A 14,921-nucleotide genomic window follows, 5' to 3' on the forward strand; every position below is an offset into this window, starting at 1 on the left:
ATTTCGATTTCCAAGCATTTTCGATAAGTAAACCTTATGGATTTCAAACAACTGCGTTATTTCGTCGCGGTCTACGAAGAAGGCCATGTCGGCCGCGCCGCCGAGCGGCTTTCTATCTCCCAGCCGGCACTGTCGCAGCAGATCCGCCAGCTCGAACAACACCTCGATGTCAGCCTGTTCGAGCGCAGCAGTAAACGCCTCTTGCCCACGCTGGCCGCTCACACCCTGTACAACCACGCCCTGCCGCTGCTCGATGGCCTGCAACGAGCGCGCGAAGCCTTGGGCAATTTCAAGGGGCAAGCACTGCGAACCCTGGCCATCGGTGTATTGCAGACGGTTCACACCAGCCTGGTGCCGCAGATGCTTGAACGGGTACGCAAGGCGCAACCGCATCTGGTGGTGCAGATCTATGAACTGACCGGGCTGGAAATCGAGCGACGGTTGCTTAACGGCTCGCTGGACATCGGCATCAGCTACCTGCCACCCCGTCAGCCGGGGTTGCATGGCGTGATGCTGTACGAAGATGAACTGACACTCGTCATCCCGGCTGATCACCCGTTGCGAGAATTCAAGAAAGTCTCCATGAGTCAGGCGGCCGAGCTGCCGATGTTGCTGCTGGGAGAAGAGTTTCAGGTACGACAGATCTGGCAGACGCAACTGGCTAATCTGGGACGACGCCCGCAGGTGCAGGCTGAGCTGAACAACATGGCGGGGATTCTCGACAGTCTGCCTCATACCCGGCTGGCGACGGTCCTGCCCGGTCGCTCGCAGAAGGTGCTGGGCAATGACGAACTGCTCTGGAAGCCGCTGACCGAGCCGCGGGTGCCGTTGAAAGTTGGACTGGTATGTCGCGATGTGCAGCGGCAACAAGCGTCACTCGCCCTGCTGCGCACGTTACTGGAAGAAGTGATGAACGGGCCCGGCGAGCAATCGACCTCCTTGGGCTGATGACTTTTCTGCGGGCAAAAGAAAACCCCGCCGAAGCGGGGCTTTGCAGACTGTTTCCCTGACATCCATTTCACTCCGCCGTCCTGGCAGAATCCTACGTGTCCGTGTTGTTGCTTTGCGCTTCCTGCGCTACGTCCATGAGAAGTAGATTAGCTGTGGATCCAATCTTCATCTATGGGAGAACAGCAGCACGTCATGTAAGCGAATGCTTACATGACGTTACAGTGTCAGAACTGCGCCGCGTCCAGCAGGAATAGCGACTCGCTGCCGGCTTTCACCGACGCACTCAACGAGTGAATACGCGGCAGCAGGCGTGCGAAATAGAACCGCGCGGTGCCCAACTTGCTCGCGTAGAAATCGTCCTGCGCTTCCTTGCCCAACGACGCCTTGGCCATCAGTGCCCACATGTAGGCGTAAGCCACGTAACCGAAGGTTTGCAGGTACTCAACCGAGGCCGCACCGATTTCGTTGGGATTGTTTTTCGCCCGATCCAGCAGCCACGCAGTCAGTTCGTCGAGGGTGGTCACCGCATCGTTCAGCGGCTTGGTGAACTCGGCCAGTTCCGCATTGGCGGTCGCGGTGAAGTGACGAATCTCGTCGGCGAACAGGTTGTAAAACGCCCCGCCGCTGCCGACGATCTTGCGGCCCACAAGGTCCAGCGCCTGAATGCCGTTGGTGCCTTCGTAGATCTGGGTGATCCGCACGTCGCGAACCAGTTGCTCCTGGCCCCACTCACGGATGTAGCCGTGGCCGCCGAACACCTGCTGGCCATGCACGGTGGTTTCCAGACCGAGGTCAGTCAGGAACGCCTTGGCCACCGGAGTCAGCAGCGCTACCAGGTCTTCCGCGCGCTTGCGGGTGGTGGCGTCTTCGCTGAACTTGGCGGTGTCCAGTTGCATGGCCACATAGGTTGAGAACGCACGACCACCTTCGTTCGACGCCTTCATGGTCAACAGCATGCGACGCACGTCCGGGTGGACGATGATCGGGTCGGCCACTTTGTCCTTGTTCTGCGCGCCCGTCGGCGAACGGCTTTGCAGGCGGTCACGGGCGTATTCGACAGCGTTCTGATAAGAGCGCTCGCCCGAAGCCAGGCCCTGGATGCCGACGCCCAGACGTTCGTAGTTCATCATGGTGAACATCGCCGCCAGGCCTTTGTTTGGCTCGCCAACCAGATAACCCACCGCCTCGTCGAAGTTCATCACACAGGTCGCGGACGCCTGGATGCCCATCTTGTGTTCGATCGAACCGCAGGTCGCCGGGTTGCGCGCGCCCAGGCTGCCATCGGCATTGACCATGAACTTCGGCACCAGGAACAGCGAGATGCCTTTCGGCCCGGCCGGCGCGTCCGGCAGTTTCGCCAGCACCAGATGGATGATGTTTTCGGTCAGGTCGTGTTCGCCACCGGTGATGAAGATCTTGGTGCCGCTGACCTTGTAGGAACCGTCGGCCTGAGGCTCGGCCTTGGTGCGGATGATCCCCAGATCAGTACCGGCATGCGGCTCGGTCAGGCACATCGAACCGGCCCAGACGCCGGCGTACATGTTCGGCAGGTAGGCCGCTTTCAGCTCTTCGCTGGCGTGAGCGTTGATCGACAGGCAAGCGCCGGCAGTCAGCATCGGGTACAGACCGAAGGACAGGCTCGCGGAGTTGACCATTTCTTCGACCTGGGCCGAAACGGCTTTCGGCATGCCCATGCCGCCGTAGGCCGGATCGCCACCGACGCCGACCCAACCGCCTTCAGCGTAAGTCTGATAAGCCTGTGGGAAACCTGCCGGCGTGGTGACGGCACCGTCCGCCCAATGGCAACCTTCTTCATCAGCCGCGCGGCTCAGGGGTGCGATGCTTTTACTGGTGACCTTGCCGGCTTCTTCAAGAATGGCTTCAACGGTTTCCGCATCAACGGTGTCAGCCAGCGCAGGCAACTCGGCCCAGAGTTTGGCGACCTCGAACACTTCATTGAGGACGAAGCGCATATCGCGCAGGGGCGCTTTGTAGTCAGCCATGGCAAACCTCGCAGGATCTATACAGTTGAATCGTAGGAAGAGGGAGTTCGTTGGGTCCGAGTGTAACCCAACAACTTTTGCGACACATAGGGTCAGGCTGTGACCGTTTTGTAATTTTTAGTCATTGCGACCAAGAGAGTCGAAACCTGTTTTCTGCTGTAGGAGCGAGCCTGCTCGCGAAAAACCTGAAGACGCCGCCAATATCTGGTTTTACGCGTGATCGTTCACGACCTTCGCGAGCAGGCTCGCTCCTACAGTCTGGTGCGTTATAGCGAGAACAACTCCGCCGGCAACTTCATCAAACAATCGCTACCCGCCTCGATCGCCGCGCGATGGGCTGCCGTGCGCGGCAGCAGGCGCTTGAAGTAAAACTCGCTGGTCGCCAGTTTGCCCCGGCAGAAATCGGCATCGCCGCTGCCCGCATCCAGTTGTGCCTGAGCCACCAGTGCCATGCGCAACCACAGATAGCCGAGGATGATGTAGCCGCTGTACATCAGGTAATCCACCGAAGCCGCGCCGACTTCGTCCGGATTCTTCATCGCTGCCATGCCGACCTGAGTGGTCAACTCGCCCCACTGCTGATTCAACCCGTTGAGCTGCGCCACATAACTGGCGAGCTGCGGATGCCCGGCGTTCGCCGCGCAAAACTTGTGAACGATCTTGGTAAAGCCACGCAGCAATTTGCCCTGACTGCCGAGCACTTTGCGCCCCAGCAAATCCAGCGCCTGAATCCCGTTGGTGCCTTCGTAGATCGGCGCAATCCGGCAATCGCGAACCAGTTGTTCCATGCCCCATTCACGGATGAAACCGTGACCGCCAAACACCTGCATGCCATGGTTGGTCACTTCCAGCCCGGTGTCGGTCATGAAGGCTTTGCAGATCGGCGTCAGGAATGCCAACAGGTCTTCGGCGTCCTGCCGCGTGGTTTCGTCCGGGCTCAGGTGCGCGGTGTCCAGCAGTTGCGCGGTGAAGTAGGTCAGCGCACGGTTGCCCTCGTTGAAGGCCTTCATGGTCAGCAACATCCGGCGTACGTCCGGGTGGACGATGATCGGATCAGCAGCTTTTTCCGGCGCTTTCGGACCGGTCAACGAACGCATTTGCAAACGGTCATTGGCGTATTTGATCGCGCCCTGGAAGCTCGCCTCCCCCAGGCACAAGCCCTGCATCCCGGTGCCGAGACGGGCATGGTTCATCATGGTGAACATGCAGTTCAGGCCCTTGTTCGGCTCGCCGATCAAGAAGCCCTTGGCTTCGTCGAAGTTCAGCACGCAAGTGGCCGAAGCCTTGATGCCCATCTTGTGTTCGATCGAACCGCAGGAAACGCCGTTGCGCTCGCCCGCCTCACCGTCGGCACCCGGCAGGAACTTGGGCACGATGAACAGCGAAATGCCCTTGGTTCCAGCCGGTGCATCCGGCAGTTTCGCCAGCACGAGGTGAATGATGTTGTCGCTCATGTCGTGCTCACCGGCGGAGATGAAGATCTTGCTGCCGGAGATCGCATAGCTGCCGTCCGCCGCAGGCACCGCGCGGGTCTTGATGATGCCCAGGTCGGTGCCGCAATGGGCTTCGGTCAGGCACATGGTGCCGGTCCACTGGCCAGCGGTGAGTTTGCTCAGGTAAGTGTTTTTTTGCTCGTCGGTGCCGTGGGCATGGATGGCCGACATCGCACCGTGGGTCAGGCCGGGGTACATGCCCCAGGAAGTGTTGCTGGACGCGACCATCTCGCTGATCACCAGCCCCAGCGAGCTCGGCAAACCCTGGCCGCCGTAGGCGGGATCGGCCGCCAGGCCATGCCAGCCGCCTTCGACGTACTGTGCGAAGGCTTGCTTGAAGCCAGCCGGCGTTGTCACCACGCCGTTGTCGAAATGGCAGCCTTCTTCGTCGCCGCTGCGATTGAGCGGCGCGAGCACGTTCTCACAGAATTTCGCGCCCTCTTCGAGGATCGCATTGACCATGTCCGGGCTGGCCTCGGTGGCGCCCAGCGCTGCGTAGTTGCTGTGAAAATCGAAGACGTGGTCGATCAGAAAGCGCATGTCGCGCAGGGGAGCTTTGTACTCGGGCATGGCAATTTCTCCGGCAGCAGATCACTTAAACCTACTGCCGCCGACCATGCCTCACAATCACAGTCCAGACGCTGAATGCGCCATCATCACTCAACCCGCAGCCGCCTCGCGCACCGCGCCACGACGGTTCTGCCCGTAAGCGACCACACAGTTTCGCCCGGCACCTTTGGCGGCGTAGAGCGCCTCATCGGCGGACTTGAGCACTTTTTCCGGGTTACGTTGCTCAACGCGCTCGGCGACGCCGATGCTGACGGTGACCGACACACTCGAAGCGGCGGAACCGGAGCGGCGCTGACGCCCCTGCTGATCGTCCTGAGGGCGGTTGTCCTGGTTGCGCAGATGAATGTTGTAGGTCGCGATCGATTCGCGGATCACTTCCAGGTGCGGCATGCACTCTTCGAGGGTCTTGCCCGCAAACACCAGGGCAAACTCCTCACCGCCGTAGCGATAAGCCCTACCGCCACCGCCGATTTTCGACAGTTTGCTGGCCACCAGGCGCAGCACCTGGTCGCCGACGTCGTGACCGTGGGTGTCGTTGAACTTCTTGAAGTGGTCGACATCGCTCATGGCCAGGACGTAATTGCGCCCCAGACGCTGCATGCGCTCGTTCAACGCACGGCGTCCCGGCAGACCGGTCAATTCGTCACGGAAAGCCATTTGATAGGCTTCGTGGGCGACCGCCGCGGCAATCATCAGCATCACTTGGCTGCACATGATGTTGAGGGTGAACGGCAGGATGAAGGTCTTGGGCAAAGCCCAGAACAATCCGAGCAAACCCACCAGCTGCGCGGCATGCAAAGGTCTCGGGTTTCGCCAGTATTGCCAGCTCAGCAGCAGGAACGAAGCGATGAACACCGGGTAGGACAGCTGGATCAAGCTCATCCACGCGCCATGCAGGGCCGGCCAGCGGATTTCCGACAGCCACATCAGCAACGCCTGTGGGTAACTTTGCTCCAGTCCCAGCGCGACACTGCCGACGGCCAGCAACACCGCGAAACGCGCGACCATGTCCTGAAACAGATGGGTGCGTTCCTGCCACGCGGCAAACACCCCGAACAGCAGCGGCAACAGCAGACAACACAGGTGAAAGACCACGGCCGCGTCTTCGCGGACCTTGCCGTTGTCACGGTAATAGTCGGTCTGGGTGTCGAGCAGGAAGTAGGCGATGTACACCGTGACCATCAGAAACAGCTCGCGCTGACGTCGGTAAACCGCGCAATAAGCGCCGCCGAGCAGCAGCACCAGGGTAGGCAGTACGTTGAAGAGCGAGGTGAAAAAGACGTTCAGATCCTTTACGTACGCGGCCGCAAGCCCCGCAATCAACAGAAGAAGTGACGGTAGGAAATGACTGAAACGTACAGCGGAAGAACGCGGCAAGGGTAAAGCTCCGACCCGTCATGTCTATAGATGGCATTGTGCCCACCTCTATAGCGGCAGTCATACTGATTTTCTGAGTGATTCGCCAAGGTTTTTTTGACGCCGCATTACTGACTGCACCCGGACAGCCAGTAATGCACAGCTCATCGCCTCAAAGGTCGTTATAAAACGGTTGCAATGGCCCCTCTGCGGCCGCGCGGCCTTCTGCGCCGACGGGTTTGAGCGTGACCACTGCATCCATGCCTTGGCGAGTGGTGATCTTCGGACTGACCGGTTTTGGCGTCACCGCGTTTTCATCGCCCACATGCCCCTGCGGAATCACCAGCGACGGATGATCGAACGGCGCCTGCTCCCAGGCCACGCGCGGATCGGTCAGGCCGACTTCCATGAACTTGACCAGGGCATCGATCTCATCGGGTGTCAGGTTCAGGTTGGTCATGTCCGGATCAAGGTTCGAAGTGTTGTGCTGATTCACACTGGCATGGTCGAACCCGCTGGTGTTATTGGCCTCCGAGCCCCGCCGGTCGCCGCCGCGGTTGTAGAACTCCATGACCTGTTTGAGCGTGGATCGGCTGCCATTGTGGAAATACGGCCCGGTCAACGCGATGTTGCGCAGGGTCGGCGTCTTGAAGGCGCCATCGACCGCATCGCGAAAGCCGGGATTGGGCTTGAGCGTCGCATCGCAAGGCAAGCCCGCGTTCAGGGGCGCTTCGAAGGTGCACACGTCGACGTCCAGTGGATCCGGGATCTTGCCGCCCTGAATCTGCGAGTTGTATTCACGGGTGAACGCCAGCGGGTTGCCCCAGGCATCGGTCCCACCGAGCGCCAGGTCTTCCGAGGTCGGACGCACGCCGGTGTTGTAGAACCCGTTGTCGTAGAGCGTGGTCAGGTTGTCTGCCATCACCATCCGTTCAATCCGTTCGCGAGGATGGAACAGCAAGCGGCTGCCGGCATTGGTCAGTTCCGCGCCGCCATGGCAACTGACGCATTTACCCTTGCCGAGAAACAGGTTCATGCCCTCGACTTGCTGGGCATTCATCGCTTGGTGATCGCCTTGCAGGTACGCGTCCAGCGGCGCCTGATCGGAAATCAGCGTCGATTCGTACAACTGGATCGCGAGCCCGAAGAACAGCGGAAAGTTGGCCTCCATCTGCGTGTACGGCGCACCACCCAGGGAGACCTGCTGCGTGGCATTCCACAACCGAGGCTGGAAGGCGTTTTTGATCAGCTCACGATAGGTCGGGCGCCGCGCGCCAGACACTGGACCGAGCACCGAATCGGTGGAAGAAATCCGCTGCTGTTTGAGCATCAGCGTGTCGAGCATGCGCCGGCCGATGTCGGCAAAGGTACGCCCGCCGCAGGACATTTCCACCGCGCTGCCCGGCGGGCCCACGGCTTGCGAGGCCGCAGACGCATCGTTGAGCGCCAGCCGCACTTTGGTCGCCACGCCGCTGCGATCACTGGTGACGAAAATCCCGGCATCCGGGTCGCGATTGCCGAAGGGCGAAAAACCGTTGAACACATTGTTGGCCCGGCCGTCCCAGAAATTGCGCACGTTGAAGGCGGCGTTGATCACCGACGGCGCATTACGTCCCGTTGCGCGGCGGACATTGATGCCGCCCACCTGGAAAATGCCGTCCGGTTGCTGGGTGCACTTGTCGAAGCGCGGTTGGTTGGGTTTGACGAAGTTGGCGTCAAACACGCCTTGGGAGCCGATCACGTCATCGCTGGAATAGACGATGGGCGAGTTGCGATCCAGGGGATTGGCCAGCACGTGGGTCGGGAAATCGGTTTTCTTCAGTGTGTAATTCGGGCCGCCCTTGCCGGCGGACAGGGTCGCGTAGGACGCCACATCACCGGGAATATCGGATGCCACGAACGGCTTGTTGAAAATCGACCCCACGTTCGGATTGGTGTGCGCCTGGCCGGGGTTGATCTGGTTGGTGATCCGGTGATCGACGCCGGCGTGAAAGTGGCAGGAGGCGCAGGCGGTGGCGCTGTCGCTGCCGACCTCCATGTCCCAGAACAGCGCTTTGCCCAGGAGGATCGCCGCGCTGCGGTTGAGCACGTAGTCGGTCATCAGGTCGACTTTGCGTCCACCTTCGGTACCAAAGGGATCGGGAGGTGTCATGCCGCGTAGCGATTGCAGCGAGGGGACTTCGGGGACGGGAGGATCCACTTCGGCGGCAGTGGCAGCCATTGCGCTGTGTACGGCCAGCACGATGGGTAAACACAAGGTCAAACGAACGCGTCGACTGAGGTTCATGAGCTTCACCCTGACTGTTGTTATTAAGTTGCCGGGCGTGATGCTTCTTTGAGCAGGACAGTTCTCGTCAGCACCGGTTAATGGGCACGGTGCAATTAATTTGCCACCCCTAATTGAAACATTTTGAATCAATAAACACGGCGACTGGACAGGGCAACTACCCGCATTGCTGGGGAATCGGGCCCGATGTTGGGGAAAAATCGAGCGCAAAAAAAAAACCGCTGCCCCCAAAGGAGCAGCGGTTTTCTGAACGACTGCGTTAAGGCTTAGTAGCCCAGTGCGAAGTCTTCTTCTTTCATGTCCATCAGGTTGTTGGCGCCCGACAGCATGGTTGCAACGTGAGTGCGGGTACGCGGCAGGATGCGCTGGAAGTAGAAGCGCGCGGTCTGCAGCTTGGCGGTGTAAAACGCCGTTTCGGTCGTGCCGGCAGCCAGTTTTTCAGCAGCCAGGCGCGCCATATCAGCCCAGAAGTAGGCCAGGCAGGCGTAACCGGAGTACATCAGGTAGTCCACGGAGGCCGCGCCGACTTCTTCGCGGTCTTTCATGGCAGCCATACCGACCTTCATGGTCAGCTCGCCCCATTCCTTGTTGATGGCAGCCAGCGGCGCGACGAATTCCTGAACGGCTTCGTTGCCTTCGTTGGTCTGGCAGAACTTGTGGACGATCTTGGTGAAGCCTTTCAGAGCCTCGCCTTGAGTCATCAGCACTTTACGGCCCAGCAGGTCGAGTGCCTGGATGCCGGTGGTGCCTTCGTACAGCATCGAAATGCGGCTGTCGCGAACGTTCTGCTCCATGCCCCACTCGGCGATGAAGCCGTGGCCGCCGTAGATTTGCACGCCGTGGTTGGCGGACTCGAAACCGACTTCGGTCATGAAGGCTTTGGCGATTGGCGTCATGAACGCCAGCAGTGCGTCGGCTTTCTTCTTCTCTTCTTCGTCCACGCCGTACTTGACGATGTCGACTTGCTTGGCGGTGAAGTAAACCATTGCGCGGTTGCCTTCGGCGAACGCTTTCATGGTCAACAGCATGCGACGTACATCAGGGTGCACGATGATCGGGTCAGCGGCTTTTTCCGGCGCTTTCGGGCCAGTCAGGGAGCGCATTTGCAGACGATCGCGAGCGTATTTCAGGCCGCCCTGGAAACCGATTTCGGCGTGGGCCAGGCCTTGCAGCGCGGTACCCAGACGTGCGGTGTTCATGAAGGTGAACATGCAGTTCAGGCCTTTGTTCGCCGGGCCGATCAGGAAACCGGTGGCCGCGTCGAAGTTCATCACGCAGGTGGCGTTGCCGTGGATGCCCATTTTGTGTTCCAGGGAGCCACAGGTCACGGCGTTGCGCGCACCGATCGAACCGTCTTCGTTCGGCATGAATTTCGGCACGATGAACAGCGAGATGCCTTTGGTGCCAGCCGGTGCATCCGGCAGGCGGGCCAGCACGATGTGGACGATGTTGTCGGCCATGTCGTGTTCACCGGCCGAGATGAAGATCTTGGTGCCGGAGACTTTGTAGGAACCGTCGGCCTGAGGCTCGGCCTTGGTGCGCAGCATGCCCAGGTCGGTGCCGCAGTGCGGTTCGGTCAGGCACATGGTGCCGGTCCATTCGCCGGAAACCAGTTTGGTCAGGTAGGCGTGTTGCTGCTCTGGCGTACCGTGCTCGGAAATGGTGTTCATCGCACCATGGGACAGGCCTGGGTACATGCCCCACGACCAGTTGGCTTCGCCGACCATTTCGCTGACTGCCAGACCCAGAGACTCCGGCAGGCCCTGGCCGCCGTGCTCGACGTCGTGGGCCAGGCTTGGCCAGCCGCCTTCGACGAATTGCTTGTAGGCTTCTTTGAAACCGGTCGGGGTTTTAACGCCGGACTCGCTCCAGGTGCAGCCTTCGGTGTCACCCACACGGTTCAGCGGAGCCAGTACCTGCTCACAAAACTTGGCGCCTTCTTCGAGAATGGCGTCAACCATGTCCGGAGTTGCGTCTGCACAAGCCGGAAGGCTCTGATAATGCGCTTCGTAGCCGAGCAGTTCGTCACGAACGAAGCGAATATCACGCAAGGGGGCCTTGTAGTCAGGCATAGCGATAAACCTCTGCTGATGTAACCGGGAATGAACGACCGTGTTGATTTGTTGTGACGGTCAAACAGTTGTTTGAAACATACGTTTACGCCTAAATCTTGTCAAGCGCCGATCTTTTGCCGTTCGTCATCGCATTGCACAAATGCAAGACGCACGGCAATACCACGCGGGTGCCCGGGCAACCTGCGGTGTCAGAAAGTTTAGTTGGGGGAGAAGGACTTACACACAAAAACGCCGCGAAAGGTCGCGGCGTTTTGAATGCGGATTCAGCGAAGGATCAGGCGAACGTATCGATCAGCGTACCGAGCATTTCATCGGAAGCCTTCGCGACAGCGACGCCTGCCTCAACCTGAAACTTGCCTTGGGCCATTTCGACCATGTTGCTGGCCAGGTCCGACTGCTGGCTGCGATCCACCGAACGCAGGCGATCGACCTGAGCCTCGGAAGACTGGCTGGTCACCGAACGCTCGATTGTATTGTTGGCGATCTGGCCCGAAGCTTGATCGACACGGTTCTGCCCTGTCTGAATGGTGCTCAGACCGGCATAAAAAGCGGTACTTCCTGAGATTTCCATAGGAGAACTCGTCCCTGCGTAGGATCAATAGCGGCCATTGAACCAGACCGCCCATCAAAAGGCCCGACAAAAACACTAATGGCACAGTGCCTTGTCATAGTTAAAACCATTGTCCCGGCTCTTCAGTCCAGCAAATCCAGTTGAAGATGTTCTGCCACTGCCTCCGCCGTCACCAGCTTCAGTTTCGGCACTCGACCCAGGCATGGCGCGGGGATCCGCTCGGCCAGCGTCGACAGGTTCTCCTCCAGTCGCGAGGTTTTCGAATCGATGATGTTGGCCACCCAACCCGCGAGTTGCAGACCGTCCCGAGCAATCGCTTCAGCGGTCAACAGCGCATGATTGATGCAACCCAAGCGCACGCCGACGACGAGAATCACCGGCAGGTCCAGCGCCATGGCCAGGTCCGACAGGTTGTCCTGATCCGCCAACGGCACGCGCCAGCCGCCAGCGCCTTCGATTAGGGTGAAATCCGCCTGCATCTGCAGAATCTGCTGCATCGGCGCCAAGAGCGACTGCACCGTCAACGCGATGCCCGCCTCACGCGCCGCCAAATGAGGAGCGATGGCGGGTTCGAACGCCACTGGATTGACCTGCGAGTAGGTGAGCGGCACCGAGCATTCGGCCAGCAACGCCAGTGCATCGGCGTTGCGCAGGCCCTTGGGCGTCACATCGCAACCGGAGGCGACCGGCTTGCCCGCCGCCGTGCTCAGCCCCGCCGACCGCGCAGCATGGAGCAAACCGGCGGCGACGGTGGACTTGCCGACATCGGTGTCAGTACCGGTGATGAAATACGCTGCGCTCATAAGGGTTTCTCCAAAACGGCGTACACCACTTGATAAGTCGCCGGCAGGCCTTCGGCCTGACGAAATTGCTCATAGGCCTCGACCAGGCCGAGAATCCGCGCCCGCCCCGTCAAACCGCCCGGCCGACCGGGGTTGAGGTTGTGCGCACCCAGTGCCTTGAGTTCGTGGGTCAGGCTGCGCACGTCAGGGTAATGCAGCACGTGAGGCCGGGTTTGCAGACTCACGACCTGCAAACCGCTGGCCGCACACAACTGCTGATAAGCCCCGAACTCGCGGAAGCGGTTGACGTGCACCATGCCATCCACCTGCCGCCAGCTGTCACGCAGCTCAAACAGCGTGCCCACGCACAGACTAGCAAATGCGAATATTCCACCCGGTTTCAGCACGCGATGGGCTTCGCTGAGCACCGAAGCGAAGTCTGCGCACCACTGCACCGCCAGGCTGGAGAAGATCAGGTCACAGGTCGAATCCTGCAAGGGCAGCCGTTCGGCATCCCCCGCAATGAAATGCGTGGCCCCACCCAATGGGCGCGCGTGATTGAGCATGCCTTCGGCGATGTCCAGCGCCACACCGTGGCTGGCGGGAAAACGCTCGCCCAGCACCCGGCTGAAATGCCCGGTGCCACAGCCCAGGTCCAGCCAGCGACTCGGTACAAAATCGTGCGGCAACCGGCTGGCCAACTGGCTGCCAACGTCACGCTGCAGTTCGGCGACGCTGTCATAGCTGGCGGCCGCACGGGAAAAGGACGCCGCCACCTGGCGCTTGTCCGGCAAACCGCCGGGCAAGGGGGGAAAGGATAAATCAGTCATCACCGGACTCATGCAAAAAGGCCTGGATCGCCCCCGCCACACCGTGAGGGTCTTCCAGAAGAAACGCGTGGCCAGCCTGTTCAATCAGGCCGATTTCGACATCGGGCAGCAACGCCAGCAACTCCCCCGCCGCCTCGGCCGGGACCAACCCGTCGAGCCCGGCGAACAGATGCAGTTGCGGACCACGGAACCCTTGCAACGCCTGACGGGTATCCAGTTGCGCAAGCAGCTCAAGGCCGTTCATCAAGACGGAGGCAGAGGTGTTAGGCGCCCCACCGAGCAACAACCGCGACAACCCGCGCGGGTCTTCGGCACCTTGGGCGCAGAGCAGCGAAAAGCGTTTCAACGTCATGCGCGGATCGGCCTTGCAACCCGCCAGAAATGCGTCGAAGGTCTCGCCCGGCATCGCGCTCGGCCATTGTTCGTGAGCGACGAAGCAAGGATTGCTTGCCAACGTCAGCAAGCCGCAACAACGGTCACCGCGCCGGGCCGCCAACTCGGAAGCGAGCATGCCGCCCAAGGACCAACCACCCAACCACGCATCTTGAGGAATAGTCGCATCGAGTTCATCGAGCCACTCTTCAAGGTCGCTGGATTCCAGCTCCGGCAGCGGCTCGATCTCAACGCGCAGGTGTTCGTCCAGCCCCTGCAGCGCGGCGGCCAAAGGTTCCAGCGGTGAAATACCGAGGCCCCAGCCGGGCAGCAGAATCAGACGATCACGCATGGCTTGGCTCCGCTCCAAGTTGTTGAAAACAATCGGCCAGTCCTTCTAACAATAGCTGCACCTGCGCCTCGCTGTGCGCGGCGGTCAGGGTGACCCGCAGGCGGGCGCTGCCGGCGGGCACGGTCGGTGGTCGAATCGCCGTCACCATCAAGCCGCGCTCGCGCAGCATTTGCGAAAATCGCATTGCACGCCCGGCATCGCCGATCATGATCGGCTGGATCGGCGTGAAACTGTCCATCAGCTCCAGGCCGATCTGTTCCGCGCCCCGGCGGAACTGGCGGATCAGCGTGTTCAGATGCTCCCGTCGCCAATGCTCGGTGCGCAGCAATTCGAGGCTTTTCAGCGTCGCGCAGGCCAGGGCCGGCGGTTGGCTGGTGGTGTAGATGTACGGTCGAGCGAACTGGACCAGGCTCTCGATCAGCTCTTCGCTGCCGGCGACAAAAGCACCCGCCGTGCCGAACGCCTTGCCGAGGGTGCCGACCAACACCGGCACGTCTTCCTGGCTCAGGCCGAAGTGCTCGACGATCCCGCCGCCGTTCGCGCCCAGCGGACCAAAACCGTGGGCATCGTCGACCATCAGCCATGCGCCCTTGGCTTTCGCCGCTCGTGCCAGCGCAGGCAGATCGGCGATGTCGCCGTCCATGCTGAACACGCCGTCGGTGACCACCAGCGTATTGCCGGTGGCCTTCTCCAGACGGCTGGCCAGGCTCGCCGCGTCGTTGTGCAGGTAACGATTGAAACGCGCGCCGGACAGCAAGCCGGCATCGAGCAATGATGCATGGTTGAGGCGGTCTTCCAGCACCGTATCGCCCTGCCCCACCAGCGCGGTGACCGCTCCGAGGTTGGCCATGTAGCCGGTGGTGAACAACAACGCACGCGGGCGGCCGGTCAGATCGGCCAAGGCTTCTTCCAGTGCGTGATGCGGGCCGCTATGGCCGATGACCAGGTGCGAAGCGCCGCCACCGACGCCCCACTTCAAAGCGCCTGCACGCCAGGCTTCGATCACTTGCGGGTGATTGGCCAGACCCAGGTAGTCGTTGTTGCAGAAGGCCAGTAACGGCTGGCCGTCGACCACCACTTCCGGGCCCTGCGGGCTTTCGAGCAGCGGGCGTTGGCGGTAGAGGTTGTCGGCACGACGGGCAGCAAGGCGTGCGGCGAGATCGAAAGACATGCAGGCCTCGACTATCAAATGACACATGACCACTGTGGGAGCGAGCCTGCTCGCGAAGGGTCCATAACATTCAACATTTGTATTGAATGTTAAATTGCATTCGCGAGC

The 14,921-nt window shown here is 60.6% G+C and carries 11 protein-coding genes; 1 reads left to right on the top strand and 10 read right to left on the bottom strand.

Annotated features, from left to right (window positions below; genetic code table 11):
- Positions 1-36: 36 nt before the first annotated feature.
- Complete coding sequence (locus ACF6ZU_RS10165; RefSeq protein WP_392892027.1) at positions 37-948, top strand: LysR family transcriptional regulator; 912 nt, start codon at positions 37-39, stop codon at positions 946-948.
- Between the two features lie 227 nt (positions 949-1,175).
- Here ACF6ZU_RS10165 and ACF6ZU_RS10170 read toward each other — a convergent pair whose 3' ends face one another.
- The 10 genes from ACF6ZU_RS10170 to bioF all read right to left on the bottom strand — a co-directional run bounded on the left by ACF6ZU_RS10170 (position 1,176) and on the right by bioF (position 14,813).
- Positions 1,176-2,954, bottom strand: coding sequence for an acyl-CoA dehydrogenase C-terminal domain-containing protein (locus tag ACF6ZU_RS10170; RefSeq protein ID WP_392892029.1), 1,779 nt, complete (start codon positions 2,952-2,954; stop codon positions 1,176-1,178).
- 266 nt (positions 2,955-3,220) lie between these two features.
- Positions 3,221-5,017, bottom strand: a complete 1,797-nt coding sequence (locus ACF6ZU_RS10175; protein ID WP_392892031.1) for an acyl-CoA dehydrogenase C-terminal domain-containing protein — start codon at positions 5,015-5,017, stop codon at positions 3,221-3,223.
- A gap of 90 nt (positions 5,018-5,107) precedes the next feature.
- Positions 5,108-6,394 (bottom strand): GGDEF domain-containing protein, encoded by a 1,287-nt coding sequence (locus ACF6ZU_RS10180; protein WP_392892033.1) that lies wholly within the window; start codon positions 6,392-6,394, stop codon positions 5,108-5,110.
- 151 nt (positions 6,395-6,545) lie between these two features.
- On the bottom strand, positions 6,546-8,660 hold the full coding sequence (locus tag ACF6ZU_RS10185; RefSeq protein ID WP_392892036.1) for a cytochrome-c peroxidase: 2,115 nt from the start codon (positions 8,658-8,660) through the stop codon (positions 6,546-6,548).
- 266 nt (positions 8,661-8,926) lie between these two features.
- Positions 8,927-10,732 (bottom strand): phenylacyl-CoA dehydrogenase, encoded by a 1,806-nt coding sequence (locus ACF6ZU_RS10190; RefSeq protein ID WP_392892038.1) that lies wholly within the window; start codon positions 10,730-10,732, stop codon positions 8,927-8,929.
- 277 nt (positions 10,733-11,009) lie between these two features.
- Positions 11,010-11,306: a pyrroloquinoline quinone biosynthesis protein PqqE gene (locus ACF6ZU_RS10195; protein ID WP_392892040.1), complete on the bottom strand. Its 297-nt coding sequence runs from the start codon at positions 11,304-11,306 to the stop codon at positions 11,010-11,012.
- Positions 11,307-11,428: 122 nt separating this feature from the next.
- On the bottom strand, positions 11,429-12,109 hold the full coding sequence (gene bioD / locus ACF6ZU_RS10200; RefSeq protein WP_392892042.1) for a dethiobiotin synthase: 681 nt from the start codon (positions 12,107-12,109) through the stop codon (positions 11,429-11,431).
- Positions 12,106-12,918 carry a malonyl-ACP O-methyltransferase BioC gene (gene bioC / locus ACF6ZU_RS10205; RefSeq protein ID WP_392892043.1) on the bottom strand — a complete coding sequence of 271 codons (813 nt, stop codon included), beginning with the start codon at positions 12,916-12,918 and terminating at the stop codon, positions 12,106-12,108. The genes bioD and bioC overlap by 4 nt, the downstream gene beginning before the upstream one ends.
- Positions 12,911-13,642, bottom strand: a complete 732-nt coding sequence (locus tag ACF6ZU_RS10210) for an alpha/beta fold hydrolase (protein ID WP_392892045.1) — start codon at positions 13,640-13,642, stop codon at positions 12,911-12,913. The genes bioC and ACF6ZU_RS10210 overlap by 8 nt, the downstream gene beginning before the upstream one ends.
- Positions 13,635-14,813, bottom strand: a complete 1,179-nt coding sequence (gene bioF / locus ACF6ZU_RS10215) for an 8-amino-7-oxononanoate synthase (protein ID WP_392892048.1) — start codon at positions 14,811-14,813, stop codon at positions 13,635-13,637. The genes ACF6ZU_RS10210 and bioF overlap by 8 nt, the downstream gene beginning before the upstream one ends.
- Between the last annotated feature and the right edge of the window lie 108 nt (positions 14,814-14,921).

Origin of the sequence: Pseudomonas migulae (assembly GCF_043225285.1) — a bacterium.
Taxonomy (GTDB): Bacteria; Pseudomonadota; Gammaproteobacteria; order Pseudomonadales; family Pseudomonadaceae; genus Aquipseudomonas; species Aquipseudomonas migulae_C.

What these genes read in the sequence shown, in the direction of transcription:
- bioF (WP_392892048.1), bottom strand. Translation starts at nt 14,813, where the DNA reads ATGTCTTTCGATCTCGCCGCACGCCTTGCTGCCCGTCGTGCCGACAAC.
- ACF6ZU_RS10165 (WP_392892027.1), top strand. Translation starts at nt 37, where the DNA reads ATGGATTTCAAACAACTGCGTTATTTCGTCGCGGTCTACGAAGAAGGC.
- ACF6ZU_RS10175 (WP_392892031.1), bottom strand. Translation starts at nt 5,017, where the DNA reads ATGCCCGAGTACAAAGCTCCCCTGCGCGACATGCGCTTTCTGATCGAC.
- ACF6ZU_RS10195 (WP_392892040.1), bottom strand. Translation starts at nt 11,306, where the DNA reads ATGGAAATCTCAGGAAGTACCGCTTTTTATGCCGGTCTGAGCACCATT.
- bioD (WP_392892042.1), bottom strand. Translation starts at nt 12,109, where the DNA reads ATGAGCGCAGCGTATTTCATCACCGGTACTGACACCGATGTCGGCAAG.
- ACF6ZU_RS10170 (WP_392892029.1), bottom strand. Translation starts at nt 2,954, where the DNA reads ATGGCTGACTACAAAGCGCCCCTGCGCGATATGCGCTTCGTCCTCAAT.
- ACF6ZU_RS10190 (WP_392892038.1), bottom strand. Translation starts at nt 10,732, where the DNA reads ATGCCTGACTACAAGGCCCCCTTGCGTGATATTCGCTTCGTTCGTGAC.
- bioC (WP_392892043.1), bottom strand. Translation starts at nt 12,918, where the DNA reads ATGACTGATTTATCCTTTCCCCCCTTGCCCGGCGGTTTGCCGGACAAG.
- ACF6ZU_RS10185 (WP_392892036.1), bottom strand. Translation starts at nt 8,660, where the DNA reads ATGAACCTCAGTCGACGCGTTCGTTTGACCTTGTGTTTACCCATCGTG.
- ACF6ZU_RS10210 (WP_392892045.1), bottom strand. Translation starts at nt 13,642, where the DNA reads ATGCGTGATCGTCTGATTCTGCTGCCCGGCTGGGGCCTCGGTATTTCA.